This is a genomic window from Flavobacterium subsaxonicum WB 4.1-42 = DSM 21790, from assembly GCF_000422725.1.
In the GTDB taxonomy this organism is placed as follows: domain Bacteria; phylum Bacteroidota; class Bacteroidia; order Flavobacteriales; family Flavobacteriaceae; genus Flavobacterium; species Flavobacterium subsaxonicum.
The window spans coordinates 36,394-57,566 of record NZ_AUGP01000028.1 but is presented as its reverse complement, the minus strand read 5'-3'; the positions used below and the strand labels follow the sequence as shown (position 1 = coordinate 57,566).

Below are 21,173 nucleotides of genomic sequence, written 5' to 3'. Positions count from 1 at the left end.
TATGCTGTTAAAGAAAAGAATACCCTTGGAATATGTACTGGGCAAGATAAAAATAGAGCTTGCACTGGTAATACTATATACAGTTGGTTTTGAGGTGGTACACCATTTTTACCACGCCGTATCCATCAACATACCTATTGCCGTACCCAGTATATTGGGTACTATAATATCGTTGTTGCTGGCTTTTAAAAGCAATCAGGCGTACGACCGTTGGTGGGAAGCCCGTATTGTTTGGGGCGGTATTGTAAATGATTCGCGCACGCTACTCCGCCAGGTTATTATATTTTATAAAGACCCTGATTTCTCTGTAGAGGCTAACGAATTTAAAACCGGCTTTGCCAAGCGGCAGGCGGCATGGTGTTATGCACTGGCACAGGCGCTAAGGGGCAAAGACCCTATTAAGCCTTTAACCACATTGCTTACGCCGGATGAAATGCGCTTTGTAAAAAACCATAAGCACGTGCCTAATGCCATATTAATGCTGCACGGCAAAGAGCTTAAAAAAGCGTTGGAGCAAGGCAGGCTTAGCGTATACCAACAAGTAGAAATAGACAATACACTAACTCGATTGTGCGATGGAATGGGAAAATGCGAACGTATTAAGAACACCATTTTCCCTACCACGTACAGCATGTACATACGCTTTACGCTGTGCCTGTTTATCATGCTGCTGCCTTTTGGCCTTACTGATTATTTGGGCTGGCTGCAAATACCTGTGGTTGCTACCATTGGGGCAGCGTGTTTTCTGATCGAAAAAATGGCGATACACCTTCAGGACCCGTTTGAGAACCGCCCTACCGATACGCCTATGATCTCTATTTCTAACAACATAGAGAACAACCTAATGCAAATGGTAGACGAGTACCGCAACGAATTTGAAAGTGAGGCGAAGCCGGAAGATGTAAACCTGCACCATATACAGCCTGTTAAAAATGCTTACTTTGTTTTATAATAGTTATAGTTTTTATGTTTTGTTCCGCCTGTAAAAGGGCATTATGCACTCTGTGCGCAGGCACAGGGAGTTTGTGTTTCCGGTTTGTTACCGGTTGTTATGTATAGTTTGCCGCCCTGAGTAGTTACGGGGCGGCTTTTTTATGGGATTATAATCGTATTATCTCACTCGGTAATGCCTGGGGGTTAATATGTGCGACCCTTTCAGGGTCGGTATATTAGGAATGCATTTGTACATAGGGCGTTGCCCTATGCTAATTTGTAAGACCCTTTCAGGGTCATCTATAAATTTATATATTCGTATTTAAAATAGTATATGCCGCAATCGCTCGCTTACAATTATATCCATTTGGTCTTTAGCACAAAACACAGAGAGCATTTGATTTTACCAGAAATCGAATCTAAACTCTATGCCTACATCACCGGGATTTGTAAAAATTCAGAAAGCCCTGCACTACAAATTGGTGGAATGCCAGACCATATTCATATTTTATTTGTACTGTCAAAGAAAATATCTTTAGTAAAATTTATAGAAGAGATAAAGAAAACATCATCTAAATGGATTAAATCTATAGAAGGTGGACATCCTGATTTTTATTGGCAGGACGGTTACGGAGCATTTTCGGTAAGCCCAAAACATATCGAAATGGTTAAAAATTATATTCTTAGCCAGAAGGAACATCATAAAGAAAAAACATTTAAGGAAGAATACATTACATTTCTAAAACAATATAATGTTGATTGACGAACGATATCTTTGGGATTAGCTAATGTCGAGCCCTGAAAGGGCGGCAACAAATTAGCATGGGGCAACGCCCTATGTACAAATCGCATAGCTCACATTCCCCCCGACCCTGAAAGGGTCTAACATGCTAATCTCAATCAACTCTCGCCAAATACATAAAAAACATTATTTTTGCAGTCACAAATAAGCAAAAACACACAATAGTATGAAAGCATATGTATTTCCCGGGCAGGGCGCCCAGTTTACGGGTATGGGTAAAGAACTTTACGAAAGCTCGGCCGAGGCAAAAGAATTGTTTGAAAAAGCCAACGATATATTAGGGTTCAGGATAACAGATGTTATGTTTGAAGGCACTGCCGACCAGCTTAAAGAAACCCGCGTTACACAGCCTGCGGTATTTTTACATTCGGTTATACTTGCAAAAACGTTGGGCGAGAGCTTTAAGCCCGAAATGGTTGCAGGGCATTCGTTAGGCGAATTCAGCGCGCTTGTAGCTGCCGGTGCCTTAACTTTTGAGGACGGACTTAAACTGGTTTCGCAACGTGCCCTTGCCATGCAAAAGGCCTGCGAAATTACGCCAAGTACTATGGCTGCCGTTTTAGGTCTTGAAGATAAAATTGTAGAAGATGTGTGTGCACAAATAGATGGTGTTGTTGTACCGGCTAATTATAACTGTCCGGGCCAGCTGGTAATTTCTGGTGAAACTACTGCCGTAGAAGCCGCCTGCGAAGCCATGAAAGCTGCCGGTGCTAAAAGGGCCTTGATACTGCCTGTAGGTGGTGCTTTCCACAGCCCTATGATGGAGCCTGCACGCGAAGAGCTTGCTGCTGCCATAGAGCAAACCACGTTTACCAAACCAATTTGCCCGGTATACCAAAACGTACCTGCAACAGCGGTTACCGATGCCGATGAAATTAAACGCAACCTTATCATTCAGCTTACTGCTCCTGTAAAATGGACACAGAGTGTGCAGAACATGATTGCCGATGGTGCTACCCTGTTTACAGAAGTTGGCCCGGGCAATGTACTGCAAGGTTTAGTAAAAAAGATAAACAAAGAAGCAGAAACAGCATCTGCAGGAGTTTAGTATTCCGTTTGCAGTATTCAGTGGTCAGTCACAGTATTCAGTGTTCAGTCGCATTTTTCAGTGATTTGCTTTAACTGAACCCCACATAAAAACAAAATCCCAAGCCAGTAATGGACTTGGGATTTTTTATATTTGAGATTTTTCGACTACGCTGCGCCTACCTATCGGCAGGCAGGCTGCGCTCAGAATGACAAACTCATGTGAAACTGAAATTGCGACTGTAAAACTGCGACTGAACACTGAACACTGAATACTGTGACTGACCACTGTAAACTGCAAACTACTTACCGCGTACCTTCTGTTCCCATTTCCAGGCAGAGGCAAGGGCTTCGTCTAACGATAATTCGGCTTTCCAGCCCAGTACATCGTTAGCTTTGGTAGTATCGGCGTAAGCCTCAGTAACATCGCCTTCCCTTCTTGGCACTATTTTATAGTTAAGGCTTTTGCCCGATGCTTTTTCGAATGCCTTAATAACGTCGAGCACTGATTTTCCGTTACCGGTACCTAAATTAAACACCTCAACTTTATCGGTATTCTTTTTATCCGTAAGCCTTTTAAGAGCCGTAACGTGTGCTTTGGCAAGGTCTACAACGTGAATGTAATCGCGCACGCAGGTACCATCGGGCGTTGGATAATCATCGCCAAAAACCGATAGCTGCTCACGCAGGCCAATAGCCGTTTGTGTAATAAATGGCACAAGGTTTTGCGGTACACCAAGTGGCAATTCGCCAATATTGACTGATGGGTGTGCCCCAACCGGATTAAAATAACGCAGTAATATGGCGTTGATGTTGCTTACGTTAACCACATCGCGAATAATCTCTTCGCCTATTTGCTTGGTGTTGCCGTAAGGCGACATAGCCGGCTGTATAGGGGCATTTTCGGTAATGGGCATTTTTTCGGCCTGACCGTATACGGTACATGATGAGCTGAATATAAAATTAGCCGCATCTTTTTTCTGTAATTCCTGAAGGATGTATACTAAAGCACCTAAGTTGTTCTCGTAATACAGTAATGGGTTTTGTACGCTCTCTCCAACAGCTTTAGAAGCTGCAAAGTGTATTACGCCATCTACATCATTATATTTTTTGAAAAAGCTTTGTACAGCCGCCTTATCTCTAAGGTCAATCTGCTCAAAATCGGGCTTTTTACCCGTAATGGCAGCAATGCCGTCTACCACTTCTGCAGACGAGTTAGAAAGGTCGTCTATAACAACTACATCAAAACCTTCGTTTTGAAGTTCAACCACTGTATGCGAACCAATAAAGCCCAGGCCGCCGGTAACAAGTATTTTCATCTATTTAGATTTTTCGATTGTTGGTTAATCCGATTCTGCAAATAGTTATAACTGTTAAAGGAAACGTTTAATAAACCGATTTATTACAGTTTTAACCTATTAAAACCTGATCTATTTTTTTGGCGAAACGGTATAGTTAAAAAGGTGCCTGCCGTTTTTATCGCGGTAATCGTAGGTTAGCGCAACGTTGCCTTTTTTAAAGGTTTCCATAGCCGGGTTGGTATCCAGGTTATCCTGTGCCTTTTGCTTAAGCTGTACCTTAACCTCTTCTACATTATCCGGCAGGGCATCTACATTAGCGGTTGTAGCCGTGTAATAGTAAATAAGCGTTAAGGGGGTTTCTTTGGCAGCTGTACTGTCTAAACGTGTGCCGCTATCAATAACCATAGGGCAGGTTTTGTTCATTTGTACAGATATATCTTCCAGCTCGGCAAAAGCATCGTTTTTTGCACAACCTGTAAACAAAAAGGCAGCAGGCAGTATTAAGAAACACTGCCTGATACCTGAATATATTTTATTGAATCTGCTTTGCATTATGCAAGAAATTCTATTACGCTATCGGTAATAAATTTAATCTGCTCGTCATCCAGTTCGGTATGCATTGGCAACGCTATAACCTCTTTTACCAATTGGTTGGTAACCGGAAAATCAGCTTCGTTGTAACGGGCATCGGCGTAGGCCTTTTGGCTGTGTAACGGAATTGGGTAGTAAATAGCGCATGGTATGCCTTTATCAAGCAGGTGTTTCATAAGGCCATCCCTGTCGGCGTTAAGAATCCTTAATACGTATTGGTGAAACACGTGGCTATCTATAGTACCGGTTATAACCGGGGTAACAATATTAGTATGGCCTGCAAAGGCAGCACTGTATTTGGCAGCTGCTTGCTGGCGGGCCTGGTTGTAACCATCTAACAAAGGCAGTTTTGCGTTAAGCACCGCCGCCTGAATACTATCCAGCCTTGAGTTTACACCCACAACATCGTGGTGGTAACGCTCGTACATGCCGTGGTTTACAATACCTCTAAGGGTGTGTGCAAGGGCATCATCATTAGTAAAAATGGCACCACCATCGCCATAGCAGCCCAGGTTTTTAGACGGGAAGAACGACGTAGAGGCTACATCGCCAATAACGCCCACCTTCTTTTTAGAGCCGTCGGCATAAGTATAATCGGCGCCAATAGCCTGTGCGTTATCTTCAATAACATAAAGGTTGTGCTCTTTGGCAATTGCCAAAATAGCCTCCATATTAGCCGCCTGGCCAAAAAGGTGCACCGGAACAATGGCTTTAGTTTTTGGCGTAATGGCTTTTTTAATAGCATCTATAGAAATGTTGTAGGTATCTGCATCTACATCTACCAAAACGGGGGTAAGTTGTAGCAGGGCAATAACCTCTACCGTAGCGGCAAAAGTAAAATCGGCTGTAATAACCTCATCGCCGGGCTTAAGGCCAAGGCCCATCATGGCGATCTGCAGGGCATCGGTACCGTTAGCACACGGTATTACGTGCTTTGCGCCAAGGTACTGCTCCAAGTCTTTTTGAAACTTATGAACCTGAGGCCCGTTAATATATGCTGTGTTATCTAATACTTCCTGAATAGAAGTGTTTACGGTATCTTTTATACTTTCATACTGGCCTTTAAGATCGACCATCTGGATTTTTTTCATTATTCTGAAATTAATTAAATCAACGCAAAACTACTAATTTAATAACTCTGCACCAATCAAAATGGTATAAAGTATGTAATTTAGCACTCCAATATTTTACCTATGTTTTTACTGTACAGCCTGCTTACCCACATTGCCAGTTTTGCCCTAAAAATCGTTGCGCTTTTTAGCCCAAAGATCAGGCTTTTTGTGCAGGGCCGTAAAAACGTTTTCGAGGTTTTGGCGCAAAACATAAGCCCGGCTGATAAGACCATGTGGTTTCATGCCGCATCGTTAGGCGAATACGAGCAGGGCCTGCCCATTATGGAAAAAATGAGGCAGCTGCACCCCAACCATAAAATAGTGCTTACGTTTTTTTCGCCATCAGGATACGAGATCCGAAAGAACACCAAAACCGCCGATGTAGTGGTTTACCTGCCCTTAGATACCCTGGCAAATGCCAAAAAATTCGTAGCACTGGTACATCCATCTATGGCATTTTTTATTAAGTACGAGTTTTGGCCCAACTACCTTAACGAACTTAAAAAACACAATACCCCTACCTACCTTATATCTGGATTGTTCCGGCCTAACCAGGCATTTTTTAAATGGTACGGTGGTTTTTACCGTGAGGCTTTTAAGGCCTTTAACCACTTTTTTGTACAGTACGACAGCTCTAAGCAATTGTTAGCATCGATTGGTTTTACTAACGTTACCATAAGCGGCGATACCCGTTACGACCGCGTAAGCGAAATACTTAACCGCGATAACAACCTGCCTTTTATAGAAGAGTTCATTAACGGAAAAACAACTGTGGTACTTGGCAGCTCATGGCCGAAAGATGAAGCGCTTATACTGCCTTTTATTAATGCATCTGTAGATGTGAAATTTATTATCGCCCCGCACACTTTGGGCGAAGACCACATAAACGATATTAAGAACAGGCTTACCAAAAGCACGGTTCTATTCTCCGAAAAAGAGGGTAAGAACCTGGCAGAATATTCGGTTTTAATTGTAAACACCATTGGTATACTGGGCAAGATATACAGCTATGCCGATGTGGCTTATGTGGGCGGTGGTTTTGGCACTGCCGGGCTGCATAATATTTTAGAGCCTGCCGCTTTTGGCGTGCCGATAATTATAGGGCCCAATCACCAGAAATTTCCTGAGGCGGTAGCACTCGTGCAAATGGGCGGCGTTATTGCCGTTAAAGATAAGACGGAGATGGAAGACGCCCTGTCATCTCTAATTTATAACGACGATTACCGTTGGGAAACCGGGCACACCGCCGGTACTTTTGTAAGCATGAACCGCGGTGCGGTAAACATTATAATGAACCATATTAGTAATGATGCAGACCACCTTTAAACCCTTCGACGCTACTGATGCCCCTGCCGTAGTTGCCATGATGCAGGAGTTTTATGCCATAGATAATTACCCTATTGATGCAGCGGTTAGCAAAGGCCTGTTTTTAGAATTTATAGAAAACGACTCTCTTGGCCGTGGTTGGGTTATTGTACACAATGGCAAATCCGCCGGCTATATAATACTTACGTTTGTTTTTAGTTTTGAATACCAGGGGCGCATTGCCTTTTTAGATGAGTTGTTTGTTTCGCCGGAAGCGCGCGGTGCAGGCCTGGGCAAACTGGCACTCGATTTTATTGCCGAAGAGGCCAAAGCTTTATCTATTAAAATTATTTATCTGGAAATTGAGCCCCATAACGAGGCAGCGCGTAAGCTGTACCTTTCTAACAACTATACGGTACACAAACGCGGGTTGATGCGTTTGGTAACAAAATAAAAAATGCCCAAAATTATGTTTTGGGCATTTTTTATTCAATACAAATCAGCTTTACTCCGGCATCATGCCTGTGGTTATGGCTATACGGTTCCAGCTGTTTATTACAACAATATTCATAATAACCTGGGCGGTATATTTTTCGCCAAGTACGGCAACGGCTTCGTTATAAGTAGCATCAGAAACATGACCTGCAATCAGGGTAACCTCTTCGGTTAACGCCAGTATAGCCTGCTCTTCTTTACTAAAAAACGGCGTGTCTCTCCAGGCGCTAACAGTGTAAATGCGCTGCTCTGTTTCGCCATATTTGCGGGCATCTTTAGTGTGCATATCAAGGCAATAGGCACAACCGTTAATTTGCGATGCCCTTATTTTAATAAGTTCTTTATGTATTTTAGTAAGCTCTGTAGCGGCAAGGTATTTTTCTAAAGCAAGCATGGCCTGGTATCCTTCTTTTTCTACTGCAAATAAATTCATTCTTGTTTTCATGACTATGGTGTTTTAATTTGTTTGATACAAATTTCTATCATACACCCATCAAAAAACTTAATCTTGATTAAGAAAACACACTACACCTTTTTAGCCCTTACTTTACTTAAAAATTCGGGAGTAACCCCAAGGTAAGAGGCTATAAGGTATTGCGGCACAAGCTGTACAAAATCAGGAAACAGGTTGCTGAAGAAACGGTAACGCTCTTCGCCGGACATATTAAAGATATAATTGAACCGCATTAACGATGCCCCGTAAGCCGTTTCTAACACCAGCCTGAAATAGCGTTCCAACTGCGGAATTTTAGTCAGCAATTCTTCCTGTTGTGCTTCGTTTATAGCAATGATAGTGGCATTAGTTACCGCCTGCAAATTAAACACCGACGGTTTTTTGCTTTTAAAGCTCATATAATCGGTAATCCACCAGTTGTTAATACCAAACTGTATCATCTGGTCGGTACCCTTAGAGTTGGTAATATACAATCTAAGGCAACCCTCAAGCACAAAATATCTGGCGCGGCACGGCTCGCCCGCTTTAAATAAAAACTGCTTTTTGTTTAACAATGTTGGCGCAAGCAACTCTTCCATAAAGGCTTTATCTTCCGCGCTAAGCGTTACCTGCTTTTCTATATGGGCTATAAGTTGCGCTACCATTGCTACCTGATTTTTACCCAAATTTACTGTTTTTAACAACAGCATGCCCAACTATATAAAACAAGTAGCCCGAGGAAACAACGCCCCGGGCTACATAAATAAACCAACAAAAAAACCAATCTTAATTTTTTATAAAATGATCTTCGGCACCGTCTTTAAGTGGTATGTAAAGACGCTCCCATTTTTCGCCCTTAACCAAATCCCAGCTATGGCCTTTGCCTAAAGTATCTTCGGCTACAAGCACTACACCCGGCTCTATAATAAAGGTATCGCCGTTGCTAACTTTAAATTTAAGCTTGCCTTTAAGCGTAACCACATATTGCATGCGTGGTGCTGCGTGAGCCACTTTTTCGTAATCATCTACATGTGTCTGGGCAAAAAAGGTTTTAACATCCATGTTGGTTTTGTTGGGTATTTTACCTTCTTCAAAAGTACAGGTACCATCGGGCAGGTTGTACAGCCTTATGGCTTTAATGTAGCTTTCTTTATCGGCATCGGCTTTTTTAGCTTTAGCCTTTTTAGTTTTATCGCCACCACCAATAGTTGTTGTAGTAGCATTAATGCTTGTAGCTGCGGTAAGCAGGGTTAGTGCAGCCATAAAGAACATTTTTTTCATTTTGATGTATAAATTATGTTTGTTTGAAATTATTTAAGAACCGAATCGTGTACCTGCATTTTATCCCAGTACACACTGTATTTTTTTACTATCTCTAAGTGTTTTGGCAGCTTGCCGTAGGTTTCCAGGTCTTCGAGGCTATCAAAAGTCATTACCACATTGTAGCTAAAGCTGTTATCCAGTACTTTTCGTGGCGATGAATTAGCCGGTCCGCCATAATGAATTGATTTTAGGTACGGAAGCTTGCCCAGCTCTTCAAAAAATTGCGGGAAGTTGGCCACCTCCTGTGCAGTAAGGTCTTTTTTAAGCCAGAACAACAGGTAATGGTTGTAAAATTGTTTTGCGGGTGCAATCTCGTCTATAACCGTTTTGCTAAGTATTCCGCTTGCCAGGGCTGCAGCTGCAGTGCCTGTAATAAAATTTCGTCGTTGCATAGTGTTGTATTTAGTTAAAGTCTATTCTGTATTTTAATAGGTACATCATTTTGTGTCCCGATACCGATGGCTCCAGGTTGGCACCCTCTGTACCGCCAAACACAGGGCGGCGTTGCGCATCAAACGTAAGTTTAGACGAGTGGCCGTTAAACAGCAGGCTTACACCGGCATCATAAACCACCATAGCATCTGCAAGGGCATCAAATTTTGAGTATTGTACCGATGCTGCCGGAAGCAACTGCATGGTGTTTTTATCTTTGTTAAAGTAAGGCAGCGTGCCACCCAACTGGGCATAGTAGGTATCGCCCGTACCCATTAACGGATAGGCATTACCCGCACCGCTAAATGTGCCCGATGCAGCATCTACACCCGTTGCAGGGTTACTGGTGCCTGTTACTTTTACGTAGTTAGGGCCATAGTCGTTACGCATTGCAATGGCGTAGGCACTAAACGATGTACCGCGGTCTTTGTTAATAGGCACATCATAAAAGGCATCTACCGCAAGGTTAACCATATTGTCGTGCACATTTTGGCCGGCACTGTTGGTATGCCAAAGGGCATCATCCATAAACTCTGCACCTACACCAATGTTAAACACGCTTTTTTTACCAAGATAGGTTCCTGCCGAAAATGGTGTTTCGTTACTTTCCTTATCCATAAACTGCCATTTAAAATAGCCGCTTACCAGCTGGTGGGCAGCATCGGTATTAAAAACAGCCTGGTTAAGTTTTGGTGCCGATGAAGCATCTGTATACGGGTCGGATACGGCTACCCTATAATCCAGCCTGCCTACCTGGCCTTTTACATACACGCCCAGTTTACGAACGGTAACATCGGTAGAACCGGCATTGGCCGTAGCAAAAGCAGGCATATCGTACAATAGTGTAGCCATTGGACCGGTTGAAAAGCGCGAGAGCCCCGTCCAGGTACTGCGCCCACCCCCTACAGATATGTAATTGTTGAATTTGTATTCGGCGTAAGCATCAAGTAAATCCATATAAGTATTGGATTTAGAGTTAACGTTAACGCTGGACGGACCCATTTGCAGCACTACCGTTAGATTCTCAGTAGGGCGCATGGTCATTTTTGCACGGATACGCCTGATTGAAAAATCGTAAGAGCTGTTTTGCCTGTCGTCGTTAATTTTACTGCCGGGGTTAAGCTCGGTATAACGTGCCCAGAACTCCATATAACCGCTAAATTGTATAAAGCGGGTCTTCTCGGGGTTAAGGTAATATTTTAAGGCGGGATTTTTAAAATCGGTAGTTTGTGCGCTACCTTTAAACATGCACAAAGCACCTAATAAGAACAAGAAACTTAATTTCCTAAGTGTCATTTTTTCTAATGATTATCTATTGTTTTTCAGTGACCGTTTTAATGCTTAGCATTAAATACAGTACAAAGGTCTCCCTAAATACCCCTGAAGGGTATTAGAGATTAAATAGAAAAAAATTAGAATTTTATTAGAATACTTCTAAAGGAAGCGATATTGTAAAAGTTGTTATTCCGCCTGTAGATGTAACCGAGATAGTACCGTTGTGCAACAGTATGATTTTTTGGGTTAACGACAGCCCAATACCGTTACCGGAAGCCATTTGCTGGTTAAAACCCCTAAAAAACGGCTTGAATATAGTGGCCAGTTCTTCGGTAGGAATGTTCTCGCCCTCGTTACTAAATTGCAATACAATAGCGCTGTTAGTGTATTGAATTTTTACGCTGCACTGGTTGTTAGGCGAATATTTACAGCCATTATTAAACAGGTTGGCAAAGGCTACCTTGAGTAAATATTCGTTACCCATTATGGTTATGTCCTGGTCGTCATCGGCATCAATATCAAAATCGATATTAATGTGGTAGTTGGGGTTAGCCTGCTGCTCTATCTGTCGGGCATCCAGCAACACCTCATCGGCACGGATGCTTTTAAACGATATCTCAGATTTATCATACCCCGCACGTGCCAGATCCAACAGGCTTGTAGACAGGCGCACCAAACGCTTGGCATCATCCAGTGTATTGCTTATAGCATCGCGGTAATCCTGCGTGGTGTGGTCTTTGGATAAAGAAAGCTCCAACTCGGCAATTATTGCAGCAAGTGGCGTGCGCAGCTCGTGCGAAATATTAGACACAAAGCTTTTCTGGGTTTCGAAAGAACTCTCCAGCCTGTCGAGCATCTGGTTAAAGGTATTGGCCAATGCCGAAAGTTCGTCTTTACTGCCATTAACGTTTAGCCGCACATCGAGCTTGCTGGCCGTTATTTTATTTACCTTACGGGTAATATCTTTTACCGGTGCAAACGCCCTGATAGAAAAAAACAGCCCCGAAAAACATATTACCACAATAGATATAATGTAGGCATACACCATGTGATTGTACATATTGTCTATTTTATTATACCCGTAATGATCGTAAGATATGGCCGTAATAAGATAATGCTTGCCCCTAAAGGTATACCGCTCGCCCACGGCCTGCCACTTGCCTTTATAAAATTGGATTTCGCCTTTCTCTAAAATTTCCTGCAGCATTTGGGGCGTCTCCTTAATCAGGTCGCTCTTTTGGTTGTCGTGAAAAAGCAGGTTAAAATCCTGGTCGTAAATAGCAATTTCGGCCTCATTCATTACCCTAAGGTTGTTCTTATGAATTTCCTGCAAGGTCTGTGCACTGGCCTTGGCATCAAAAAGCAATTCGCCCTTTACAAAAGCCTTTATTTTTATACGCTGGTAAAACTCTTCTTCGCGGTCCTGTTTGGCATAATTGTAAATAACGGCGGCAAATAAAAACACAATGCCGGCAGTTATAATGGTAAACAGTATAGTAAGCTTAAGGGTAATTTTCATTCTTCAATTTTTAAAATAAACCCCATACCCGATTTGGTGTGAATGAGTTTTTTATCAAAATCTTTATCTACTTTTTTGCGCAGGTAATTAATATACACATCAATAAAATTGGTACCGGTATCAAAGTGGGTATCCCAAACTTTTTCGGCAATTTCGTTGCGCGATAGTACCCTGTCGGTATTCTGCATCATGTACTCCAAAAGCTTAAATTCTTTTGGGGTAAGGTTAATCTCCTTATTATCCCTTTTTACAATTTTAGAGTGCAGGTTCATTTCCAGCGTATCCAGTTTTAAAACAAAACTGTTGGCACTGGCACCGGCAATACTTTTGTAGCGGTTTAGCAACACACGCATGCGTGCCAGGAGTTCGCGCATTTCAAAAGGCTTAACCATATAATCATCGGCACCGGCATCAAAACCCTCAATTTTATCATCGGTAGTGCCCAGGGCGGTAAGCATAATAATGGGCATCTGGGATTTAAGTCCGCGAATTTCACGGCTCAAATCAAGCCCATCGAGTTTAGGCAATATAATATCGGTAATAACCAGGTCGTACTCATTTTGCAGTACCAGCTTCATGCCCTGCAGGCCATCATAAGCAATATCGCTGGTAAAATCCTGCTCGGCAAGGCCACGCTGTATCAGCTCGGCAACCCGTTTATCGTCTTCTATAATAAGTATGTGCATGCGCTGCAATTTAAAATGCAAAATTACCGCTATTAAACCAATTAATGTGCCAATAACCGCGTTAACCTAATTACAGGCACCTCTAAAACCAAATTTTTATAAGATAGTTGTATCTTGCGGGCGCTAATATAATTTATACTATGAGATTACTACGCTTGCTAATTGTATTGCTTGCCTTGCCCGCTTTTGCACAGCAGGGCGGCATGTGGATACCATCGCTCCTTAAGGGCATGAACGAAAAAGAAATGAAACACCTGGGCATGAAAATGACCGCTCAGGATATTTATGATGTTAACCACTCCAGCATGAAAGACGGTGTACCCCAGTTTAACGGCGGATGCACAAGCGAGGTAATATCGTCTCAGGGGCTTTTGCTTACCAACCACCACTGCGGTTTTGGCGAGATACAAAGCCACTCTACCATAGAGCACGATTACCTTACCGATGGCTTTTGGGCTAAGACCCAGGCCGACGAGCTGCCCAACCCGGGCCTTGAGGTTACTTTTATTGTGCGCATAGAAGATGTTACCACCAAAGTACTGGATGGCACATTAAACCTTGCCGAGAAAGACAGGGTACAAAAAATTCAGGATAACATTTCTAACCTAAGCAAAACATTGCCTAAAGAAAAATGGCAGGACAACAGCATTCGTACTTTTTACGAGGGCAACCAGTACATGCTATTTGTTACCGAGAGCTTTAAAGATGTAAGGCTTGTGGGTGCGCCGCCATCGTCTATAGGTAAATTTGGCAGCGATACCGATAACTGGGTGTGGCCACGCCATACCGGCGATTTTTCGCTTTTCCGCATTTATGCCGGTAAAGATAACCGCCCTGCGGCTTACAGCAAAGACAACGTGCCGTATGTGCCAAAGTATTACTTCCCCGTATCGTTAAAAGGTATTAAAGAAGACGATTTTACCCTGGTATTTGGCTACCCGGGCCGTACTACAGAGTACCTGCCTGCCGTTGCGGTTAAGCAAATTGTTGAGGTGCTTAACCCTGCAAAAATAGAAATTAGGGATGCTGCCCTTAAGGTAGCCGACAGCTTTATGCGTAAGGACCCGGCCATAAAAATTCAGTATGCCGCTAAATACGCCAGCATTGCCAACTACTGGAAAAAGTGGATTGGCGAAACCCAGGGCCTTAAAAAAACCAATGCAGTAGACCTTAAAAAGGCCTACGAAAAAGAATTTGCCGAGTGGGTTAAAAAAGCCGGTAAAGAAGCCGAATATGGCAAGCTGCTGGAAGAGTTTGACCGCTATTACAACGGCATGGAGCCTTTTGCCCTTGCCCGCGATTATTTTAACGAGGTAGTTATTAGAAATACCGAATTGCTTAATGTAGGTTACAGGCTGTTTCAGTTAGAGCAGGTGCTAAAAACCAAAGGATCGCAAACTTTTGGCGACCGCGCCGAGAAAGCCCTGGCTTCTTTTGAAGATATTTATAAGGACTTTAATAAAGATGTTGATGCCAAAATTTTTGAGCAGCTTATAACGCTTTACTTTACAAAATCGCCGGACAGGTTTTTACCAAGGGAGTTTTTAAAAGTCGATGCTAAAAAGCTTACTGCCGAAATCTATAAGAATTCTAAGCTAACCAGCATAGAGGGTGTTAGGAGCCTTATGGCGGGAGACCCGGGTGCCGTTATAGCAAAGCTAAATGACGATGATGGTTACAAATTTGTAAAAATACTTGCTGAGGCCTACCAGAAAAAAGTAACACCTAAGTATGATGAGATAAACCTTAAAATAGCATCGTTACAACGCACGTACATGAAAGCTATTTTAGAGCTTAGCCCTAAAGATGCACGCTTATTTCCCGATGCTAACAGCACCCTTAGGGTTACGTATGGCAAGGTTAAAGGCTACAAACCGGGCGAAGATGACACGTATTATGATGCCCAAACCTATTTAGACGGCGTAATTAAAAAATATGTACCGGGCGATTATGAGTTTGATGTGCCTAAAAAGCTAATAGACCTATATAATAAGAAAGACTACGGCCAGTATGGCGAAAAGGGCAAAATGCCGGTCTGTTTTATAGGCACTAATCACACTACAGGCGGTAACTCCGGCAGCCCGGCTATAGATGCAAATGGCAACCTGATTGGCCTTAATTTTGACCGTGTTTGGGAAGGCACCATGAGCGATATACATTACGACCCAAGTATTTGCCGCAACATTATGGTAGACATTAGGTATGTGCTCTTTATAATAGATAAATATGCCGGTGCAGGCCATTTGGTTAAGGAAATGAAGCTTGTAAAGTAGCGTTTAACCATGCATTTTGAATTTTATTTTATTGCACAACAAACAATTAAAGACAGGGTTACTAACATATTGTTGAGAAATTAGTTAAAAAACGCAAACGATTTACGTAATATTCTGAATACCAGCGTTAAAAGATTTACAAAAATTTTGTTCATAATTATTATGACATATCAAAAAATTTATATCTTTGCTCCGAATTAATAATTAACCTTTATAATTTAGTAAGATGAAAAAAGTTGTTTTAAGCTTAGCTCTTGTAGCTGTTGTATCTCTTGTATCATGTAAAAAAACTGAAACTGAAACTACTGAAACTACAGTAGATTCTACAGTTGTTGAAACTCCTGCTGAGCCAGTTGCTCCAGCTACTGCTGACACTACAGTTGTTGATACAGTTAAAACTACAACTACTGAAACTACACCAGCTCAGTAATTAGTTAAAAGCTAAAAGTATAAAAGCTCCGCATTGCGGGGCTTTTTTTATGGAGTTAGTTAACACACCCAACCTACTTTACTTCATTAAACAATCAGACTTCTACAACCAAGCAGAGAGCCAGACCCTAAGAACATTTTATGGATAATTACTTTAATTTTTTCTACTTGTTAGCAGCAGGCCTTTTACTTATACTTTTGGCGACCTATAATTACAGACGCTTTTATAAGACTAAAATTATAGCCTCATTTTTTGCAGATACTGAAAAGCATATCTTTTTGTTGGCAAAGACCGGTAAATATACTGTTGAGGTAATTGGAGCAGAGTTAGTAAACAAAATCTCTATTACCGTTATTAACCTAAGAGACAATAAAAAAGCCGATATTTACCAAGCCTTACTGAGACACAGAGGCATTAAAAACAGCAAAATTACAGAAGACTATTGCTATTTTATCGCTAACCAGGCAGGAGATTACTCTATTTCGATAAATAACAGAAAAACCGCCTCACCACACCTGTCTTTTATAATAAAAGAATACACATCAACATTTTCTTTTATAGCTATGCTGTTATGTGCAATACTTGGAGCAATGGCACTGCTGATCACTATTTTCTTTGCGCTTAGTTATTTTAGGGTTATACCTAAAATGACCGCAAATTTTTAATCGTTTGGATTAGATTTTCAAAACTCAAATTAAATAAAAAAGACTATGTATTATATCCAAATAGCTGTTGTATTACTACTACTAGCTTTTATAGTATATATTTATTTAAAGATAAGGAAAGATGCCAAAAATGCAAGTAATAGGCTGTTATCTATTGCTGATTATAAAACATTTCCTGATTTACAAATATCACACATAACCAATCGAAGTTTTTTTCTGGAACGAAATGAAAGCCTTCCGACACGTATGACCATGCATGTCGAAAAAAACCATATCTATATTTATTTCGGAACCAATACCTCTAACAGCCATTCAAATGGACCTTTTATCATTTGTAATGACCACAGTAAAGATTCTGATTTCTGGATTAAATATTATATAAAAAAAATACACCGACATTCAAACGGAACCATGAACATGGTTTTTTCAACAAAAAACAGCATACTGTTTTCTAAATATTCCATTACAATTAAATTTATAAGCGAGCAGGATTTTGAGTTTATTAAAATGAATATAATAACTTAAATTTACAACTACGATAGCGAGCAACCCGGATAGCGCGGATTTGCAATCCTTGCTGGCAAAGAATACAGAAGTACGAGTCGCAATCTGCACCCCTTGAGCCAACATTACAGTTTAAACAAGTAGGATATGAAAAGCCCAATAATCAATGCCGTTTGGGCAACCGCCTTAATTACTATCTTAGGCAGCTGTAGTAAAACAGAAACCTTTTCTTTAAACCAGTCAGGCATTTCTCAAAACGAGTTAAAGGAATTAGCTTTAACAAAAGGAGACACAATTGCCTACCACCAGTTAAGCATCGGATACATGGACTCGCCTAATGATCCAAATTTTTACACGGTAGCATCCACAATGGCTAAAAAACACAAATATCACGAAGCCTATTTAGACAGCTATTATACCCTGACCGACTACTACCACCGAAGCAATTACAGAAACCTGGACGATTTAGACATTTCTAAAAGAAAATTAGCAATTAGTTACCTCATTTTAGGTGCAGAAAATGGCAGCAAAGAATGCAAAAAACTATTAGGCCATTATTACATAGACGGTAAATATATAGCACAAAACATGAAAGAAGGGAAGAGATTAATACAAGAAGGAGAATTGTATTAAATCCGGATAGTGCGGATTTGCAATCCGCACTATCAAATCAGTAAGAACAGGCCACTTCCGAAAACCAAACCCACAAAAAAAGCCTCAACTTGCGTTGAGGCTTTTAAATAATTTTGAGCGAAAAACGGGATTCGAACCCGCGACCTCGACCTTGGCAAGGTCGCGCTCTACCAACTGAGCTATTTTCGCATTAATAAATAAACGTTGGTGCGTTTATTACGGCTGCAAATGTAATACTTATTTTTAAATTTGCAAACATTAGCAACAACAAAAGTTCAATAATTTACAGGTGCAGGCACACTGTTTATTACAAAACTAAAAGGCATAAAAAAAGCCTTAACAAAGTTAAGGCTTTTAAAAAAACTTGTACTCAAGGCGGGACTTGAACCCGCACGGGCATTACTACCCACTGGATTTTAAGTCCAGCGTGTCTACCAATTCCACCACTCGAGCATAAAAGTAGATTCTGAGCGAAAAACGGGATTCGAACCCGCGACCTCGACCTTGGCAAGGTCGCGCTCTACCAACTGAGCTATTTTCGCATTAAGTATAAGAACGTGTTGTGTTATTATTACGGCTGCAAATGTAAGACATATTTTGAGTCCTGCAAGCGTTTTCGATAAAAAAATTCCAACTAAATCATAACTTTCTGATAACGTTTAGCTTAAAAAGCCAAACTTTCTACAGGCTATTTAACCAGCATGCGTTTAATCTCGTTTAGCTTCATCAGGGCCTCTACCGGGGTAAGGGTATTAATATCCAGGTTTACTATCTCTTCTTTAATTTCTTCCAGTAACGGGTCGTCCAGGTTAAAGAAGCTTAGCTGCAGCTCGTCTTTAGCCGAAGCCTTTGCATTGCCCAGTGCCTCGCCGCTGTGGTCTTTCTCCAGCTTTTTAAGCAGCTTTTGCGCCTTTTGTATAACAGTTTGCGGCATCCCGGCCATCTTTGCCACATGGATACCAAAACTGTGTGCAGAGCCGCCTTTTACAAGCTTGCGTATAAACAGCACGGTATCTTTTAACTCTTTTACAGATACGTTAAAGTTTTGTATGCGGGTGTAAATATCCTGCATTTCGTTAAGCTCGTGGTAATGCGTGGCAAACAGTGTTTTAGGCTTTGCAGGGTGCTCGTGTAAAAACTCTGCAATAGCCCAGGCTATGCTAATACCATCATATGTACTGGTACCACGGCCAATTTCGTCGAGTAAAATAAGGCTGCGATCGCTCAGGTTGTTCAAAATACTGGCGGTTTCGTTCATCTCCACCATAAAGGTCGATTCGCCCATCGAAATATTATCACTTGCCCCTACCCTTGTAAAAATCTTGTCTACCACGCCCATGCGCACGCTTTGCGCCGGCACAAAGCTGCCCATCTGCGCAAGCAGTACAATTAATGCAGTTTGGCGCAGTATGGCCGATTTACCCGACATATTGGGCCCCGTAATCATAATCAACTGCTGCGACTCCCGGTCCAGGAAAACATCGTTGGTAATATAGGGCGTACCTACCGGAAGCTGTTTTTCTATAACCGGGTGGCGGCCCTCTTTAATTTCGAGGTCAAAACTATCATCTATTTCCGGGCAAACGTATTTATTTTCTATAGCCAGTTGCGCGAACGATGCCAGGCAATCCATCTGTGCAATAAGGCTGGCGTTAAGCTGCACCGGTTTAATGTAAGTAGCAATCCATACCACCAGTTGCTCAAACAGCTGCGTTTCGAGGTGGTGGATCTTCTCCTCGGCACCTAAAATTTTGGTCTCGTATTCTTTAAGCTCCTCTGTAATATAACGCTCAGCATTTACCAGTGTTTGTTTACGTATCCACTCTGCCGGCACTTTATCTTTATGCGTGTTGCGCACCTCGATATAGTATCCAAACACATTATTAAATGATATTTTTAGCGATGAGATGCCCGTAGCGGCCGACTCCCGCCTTTCGATACCTTCTAAATATTCTTTGCCGGAATAGGCTATTGCCCTAAGCTCGTCAAGCTCCGGGTGGATGCCCTTTGCAATGGCGTTACCCTTGTTTATGGCAACGGGTGCTTCGGGGTTAAGGGTCGTCTTAATTTTTTCGCGCAGCAATTCGCAGGCATGCAGGCTGTCGCCAATGGCTTTAAGCGCATCGTTCTTACTTTCCAGCGCCAATTGTTTTATAGGCACAATAGCCTCTAAAGAGTCTTTAAGGTTAACCACCTCACGCGGCGACACCTTGCCGGTAGCAATTTTAGAGATAAGGCGCTCCAGGTCGGATATTTGTTTTATCTGCTGCTGTATGCGGGTAAGTATGCTTTTATTTTCTTTTAGGTAGGCCACCACCTCATGGCGTGCCCTTACTTTGTTGGCATCTTTAAGCGGCAGGGCCAGCCAGCGCTTAAGCAGCCTGCTGCCCATAGGGCTTAGTGTACGGTCTATAACATCCAGCAATGTAACCGCATTGGGGTTGTTGCTTTGGTACAGTTCGAGGTTACGTATGGTAAAACGGTCCATCCACACGTAGGCATCTTCGGCAATACGCTGTATGGCAGTAATGTGCTGTACGCGGTTGTGCTGTGTTTCGCTAAGGTAATACAGCACCGCACCACTGGCTATAACACCTTCGTGAAGCTCTTCTACACCAAAACCTTTAAGGGAGTTGGTACCAAAGTGCGATGTAAGGCTTTCAAAAGCATAATCTTCTTTAAACACCCAGTCTTCCAGGTAAAAGGTATGGTAGTCATCGCCAAAAGCGGCCTTAAAATTGGCTTTTTCGGTTTTAGCAACCAATACCTCACTTGGGCTAAAGTTTTGCAGCAGCTTGTCTATATATTCCTCATTACCCTGCGCGGTTAAGAACTCGCCGGTAGAAACATCCAGAAAAGAAATACCCAATATCTTTCTGCCGAAATATACCGATGCCAAAAAGTTGTTGGATTTGCTGTGCAGCACCTCATCATTCATAGATACACCGGGGGTAACCAACTCGGTAACACCACGCTTTACTATGGTCTTGGTCATTTTTGGGTCTTCCAGCTGATCGCAGATGGCCACACGCAAACCGGCCTTAACCAGTTTAGGCAAATAGGTGTTTAGCGAGTGGTGCGGGAAACCCGCCAACGCCGTTTCGGTCTCGCTGCCTGCGCCCCTTTTAGTAAGGGTAATACCCAAAATACCGGCAGCACGCACGGCATCTTCGCCAAAGGTTTCATAAAAGTCGCCCACCCTGAACAGCAGGCACGCATCAGGATACTTATCCTTAATTGCGTTATACTGTTTCATTAACGGGGTTTCTTTTACTGTTTTTTCTTTAGATGCCAAAGCTGTAGGTATTTAATGTGTAGGTGGCGAAATTAATCAAAAAAAATGGCAAAATACAGGGTTGACCCCTACCCATTATACACCATTTATTAACCGCATTTATTTATGGGTTTACCTCAATTATAATTTAGGCACCGGGG

20 protein-coding genes and 3 tRNA genes are annotated in these 21,173 nt (G+C 42.1%); 9 read left to right on the top strand and 14 right to left on the bottom strand.

The window, feature by feature from the left end; all coding sequences use genetic code 11:
• Position 1: 1 nt before the first annotated feature.
• The 3 genes from G509_RS0109165 to fabD all read left to right on the top strand — a co-directional run bounded on the left by G509_RS0109165 (position 2) and on the right by fabD (position 2,783).
• Entirely contained in the window at positions 2–952 is a 951-nt protein-coding gene (locus G509_RS0109165) for a bestrophin family protein (protein WP_026991252.1), read from the top strand.
• A 315-nt stretch (positions 953–1,267) separates the two neighbouring features.
• Positions 1,268–1,696 (top strand): IS200/IS605 family transposase, encoded by a 429-nt coding sequence (gene tnpA / locus G509_RS0109160; RefSeq protein WP_026991251.1) that lies wholly within the window; start codon positions 1,268–1,270, stop codon positions 1,694–1,696.
• A 205-nt stretch (positions 1,697–1,901) separates the two neighbouring features.
• Positions 1,902–2,783, top strand: coding sequence for an ACP S-malonyltransferase (gene fabD, locus G509_RS0109155; RefSeq protein ID WP_026991250.1), 882 nt, complete (start codon positions 1,902–1,904; stop codon positions 2,781–2,783).
• Positions 2,784–3,063: 280 nt separating this feature from the next.
• On the opposite strand, the gene galE is transcribed toward fabD, so the two are convergent.
• The 3 genes from galE to G509_RS0109140 form a co-directional block, all read right to left on the bottom strand.
• The gene (galE, locus tag G509_RS0109150) at positions 3,064–4,080 is read right to left on the bottom strand and encodes a UDP-glucose 4-epimerase GalE (RefSeq protein WP_026991249.1); all 1,017 of its coding nucleotides are present in this window, start codon (positions 4,078–4,080) and stop codon (positions 3,064–3,066) included.
• A gap of 111 nt (positions 4,081–4,191) precedes the next feature.
• On the bottom strand, positions 4,192–4,614 hold the full coding sequence (locus G509_RS21775) for a hypothetical protein (RefSeq protein WP_035738792.1): 423 nt from the start codon (positions 4,612–4,614) through the stop codon (positions 4,192–4,194).
• Complete coding sequence (locus tag G509_RS0109140) at positions 4,614–5,744, bottom strand: DegT/DnrJ/EryC1/StrS family aminotransferase (protein WP_026991248.1); 1,131 nt, start codon at positions 5,742–5,744, stop codon at positions 4,614–4,616. Before G509_RS0109140 ends, G509_RS21775 begins: the two co-directional genes overlap by 1 nt.
• 102 nt (positions 5,745–5,846) lie before the next feature.
• Between G509_RS0109140 and G509_RS0109135 the strand changes: the two genes are divergently transcribed.
• Together G509_RS0109135 and G509_RS21770 are read left to right on the top strand one after the other, a co-directional pair.
• The gene (locus tag G509_RS0109135; protein WP_026991247.1) at positions 5,847–7,091 is read left to right on the top strand and encodes a 3-deoxy-D-manno-octulosonic acid transferase; all 1,245 of its coding nucleotides are present in this window, start codon (positions 5,847–5,849) and stop codon (positions 7,089–7,091) included.
• The gene (locus tag G509_RS21770; protein WP_242604885.1) at positions 7,072–7,524 is read left to right on the top strand and encodes a GNAT family N-acetyltransferase; all 453 of its coding nucleotides are present in this window, start codon (positions 7,072–7,074) and stop codon (positions 7,522–7,524) included. Before G509_RS0109135 ends, G509_RS21770 begins: the two co-directional genes overlap by 20 nt.
• 51 nt (positions 7,525–7,575) lie before the next feature.
• Here G509_RS21770 and G509_RS0109125 read toward each other — a convergent pair whose 3' ends face one another.
• The 7 genes from G509_RS0109125 to G509_RS0109095 form a co-directional block, all read right to left on the bottom strand.
• Positions 7,576–8,010 carry a carboxymuconolactone decarboxylase family protein gene (locus G509_RS0109125; protein WP_026991246.1) on the bottom strand — a complete coding sequence of 145 codons (435 nt, stop codon included), beginning with the start codon at positions 8,008–8,010 and terminating at the stop codon, positions 7,576–7,578.
• Between the two features lie 80 nt (positions 8,011–8,090).
• Positions 8,091–8,663, bottom strand: a complete 573-nt coding sequence (locus tag G509_RS0109120; RefSeq protein ID WP_026991245.1) for a Crp/Fnr family transcriptional regulator — start codon at positions 8,661–8,663, stop codon at positions 8,091–8,093.
• Positions 8,664–8,784: 121 nt separating this feature from the next.
• The gene (locus G509_RS0109115; protein ID WP_242604886.1) at positions 8,785–9,261 is read right to left on the bottom strand and encodes a cupin domain-containing protein; all 477 of its coding nucleotides are present in this window, start codon (positions 9,259–9,261) and stop codon (positions 8,785–8,787) included.
• Positions 9,262–9,308: 47 nt separating this feature from the next.
• Positions 9,309–9,713: a Dabb family protein gene (locus tag G509_RS0109110; protein ID WP_026991243.1), complete on the bottom strand. Its 405-nt coding sequence runs from the start codon at positions 9,711–9,713 to the stop codon at positions 9,309–9,311.
• Between the two features lie 10 nt (positions 9,714–9,723).
• Positions 9,724–11,049 (bottom strand): hypothetical protein, encoded by a 1,326-nt coding sequence (locus G509_RS0109105; RefSeq protein ID WP_131450750.1) that lies wholly within the window; start codon positions 11,047–11,049, stop codon positions 9,724–9,726.
• Between the two features lie 127 nt (positions 11,050–11,176).
• Positions 11,177–12,547: an ATP-binding protein gene (locus tag G509_RS0109100; protein WP_026991241.1), complete on the bottom strand. Its 1,371-nt coding sequence runs from the start codon at positions 12,545–12,547 to the stop codon at positions 11,177–11,179.
• The gene (locus G509_RS0109095) at positions 12,544–13,233 is read right to left on the bottom strand and encodes a response regulator transcription factor (protein ID WP_026991240.1); all 690 of its coding nucleotides are present in this window, start codon (positions 13,231–13,233) and stop codon (positions 12,544–12,546) included. Before G509_RS0109095 ends, G509_RS0109100 begins: the two co-directional genes overlap by 4 nt.
• A 140-nt stretch (positions 13,234–13,373) precedes the next feature.
• Here G509_RS0109095 and G509_RS0109090 point away from each other — a divergent pair, with 140 nt between their 5' ends.
• The 4 genes from G509_RS0109090 to G509_RS0109070 all read left to right on the top strand — a co-directional run bounded on the left by G509_RS0109090 (position 13,374) and on the right by G509_RS0109070 (position 17,738).
• Positions 13,374–15,506, top strand: coding sequence for a S46 family peptidase (locus tag G509_RS0109090; protein ID WP_026991239.1), 2,133 nt, complete (start codon positions 13,374–13,376; stop codon positions 15,504–15,506).
• A gap of 226 nt (positions 15,507–15,732) precedes the next feature.
• Positions 15,733–15,936, top strand: a complete 204-nt coding sequence (locus G509_RS23535) for a hypothetical protein (RefSeq protein WP_026991238.1) — start codon at positions 15,733–15,735, stop codon at positions 15,934–15,936.
• 140 nt (positions 15,937–16,076) lie between these two features.
• Positions 16,077–16,601, top strand: a complete 525-nt coding sequence (locus G509_RS0109080; protein WP_026991237.1) for a hypothetical protein — start codon at positions 16,077–16,079, stop codon at positions 16,599–16,601.
• 651 nt (positions 16,602–17,252) lie between these two features.
• Positions 17,253–17,738, top strand: coding sequence for a hypothetical protein (locus G509_RS0109070; RefSeq protein ID WP_026991235.1), 486 nt, complete (start codon positions 17,253–17,255; stop codon positions 17,736–17,738).
• 116 nt (positions 17,739–17,854) lie between these two features.
• Here the strand turns inward: G509_RS0109070 and G509_RS0109065 are convergent.
• The 4 genes from G509_RS0109065 to mutS form a co-directional block, all read right to left on the bottom strand.
• Positions 17,855–17,927: transfer RNA gene (locus G509_RS0109065), tRNA-Gly, on the bottom strand.
• Positions 17,928–18,105: 178 nt separating this feature from the next.
• Positions 18,106–18,191, bottom strand: a tRNA-Leu gene (locus G509_RS0109060).
• Positions 18,192–18,207: 16 nt separating this feature from the next.
• Positions 18,208–18,280 (bottom strand) — tRNA-Gly (locus G509_RS0109055).
• A 146-nt stretch (positions 18,281–18,426) separates the two neighbouring features.
• A complete protein-coding gene (mutS, locus tag G509_RS0109050; RefSeq protein WP_026991234.1) occupies positions 18,427–21,033 on the bottom strand; it encodes a DNA mismatch repair protein MutS in 2,607 nt (868 codons plus the stop codon).
• Positions 21,034–21,173 lie beyond the last annotated feature (140 nt).

Bases quoted from the DNA above. Each gene is read 5' to 3' on its own strand.
- G509_RS0109090 (WP_026991239.1), top strand. From the start codon at position 13,374: ATGAGATTACTACGCTTGCTAATTGTATTGCTTGCCTTGCCCGCTTTT.
- G509_RS0109135 (WP_026991247.1), top strand. From the start codon at position 5,847: ATGTTTTTACTGTACAGCCTGCTTACCCACATTGCCAGTTTTGCCCTA.
- G509_RS21770 (WP_242604885.1), top strand. From the start codon at position 7,072: ATGATGCAGACCACCTTTAAACCCTTCGACGCTACTGATGCCCCTGCC.
- G509_RS0109080 (WP_026991237.1), top strand. From the start codon at position 16,077: ATGGATAATTACTTTAATTTTTTCTACTTGTTAGCAGCAGGCCTTTTA.
- fabD (WP_026991250.1), top strand. From the start codon at position 1,902: ATGAAAGCATATGTATTTCCCGGGCAGGGCGCCCAGTTTACGGGTATG.
- G509_RS0109115 (WP_242604886.1), bottom strand. From the start codon at position 9,261: ATGGCTGCACTAACCCTGCTTACCGCAGCTACAAGCATTAATGCTACT.
- G509_RS0109120 (WP_026991245.1), bottom strand. From the start codon at position 8,663: ATGGTAGCGCAACTTATAGCCCATATAGAAAAGCAGGTAACGCTTAGC.
- G509_RS21775 (WP_035738792.1), bottom strand. From the start codon at position 4,614: ATGCAAAGCAGATTCAATAAAATATATTCAGGTATCAGGCAGTGTTTC.
- G509_RS23535 (WP_026991238.1), top strand. From the start codon at position 15,733: ATGAAAAAAGTTGTTTTAAGCTTAGCTCTTGTAGCTGTTGTATCTCTT.
- G509_RS0109095 (WP_026991240.1), bottom strand. From the start codon at position 13,233: ATGCACATACTTATTATAGAAGACGATAAACGGGTTGCCGAGCTGATA.
- G509_RS0109140 (WP_026991248.1), bottom strand. From the start codon at position 5,744: ATGAAAAAAATCCAGATGGTCGATCTTAAAGGCCAGTATGAAAGTATA.
- G509_RS0109125 (WP_026991246.1), bottom strand. From the start codon at position 8,010: ATGAAAACAAGAATGAATTTATTTGCAGTAGAAAAAGAAGGATACCAG.
- galE (WP_026991249.1), bottom strand. From the start codon at position 4,080: ATGAAAATACTTGTTACCGGCGGCCTGGGCTTTATTGGTTCGCATACA.
- G509_RS0109105 (WP_131450750.1), bottom strand. From the start codon at position 11,049: ATGACACTTAGGAAATTAAGTTTCTTGTTCTTATTAGGTGCTTTGTGC.
- G509_RS0109110 (WP_026991243.1), bottom strand. From the start codon at position 9,713: ATGCAACGACGAAATTTTATTACAGGCACTGCAGCTGCAGCCCTGGCA.
- G509_RS0109070 (WP_026991235.1), top strand. From the start codon at position 17,253: ATGAAAAGCCCAATAATCAATGCCGTTTGGGCAACCGCCTTAATTACT.
- G509_RS0109165 (WP_026991252.1), top strand. From the start codon at position 2: ATGCTGTTAAAGAAAAGAATACCCTTGGAATATGTACTGGGCAAGATA.
- tnpA (WP_026991251.1), top strand. From the start codon at position 1,268: ATGCCGCAATCGCTCGCTTACAATTATATCCATTTGGTCTTTAGCACA.
- G509_RS0109100 (WP_026991241.1), bottom strand. From the start codon at position 12,547: ATGAAAATTACCCTTAAGCTTACTATACTGTTTACCATTATAACTGCC.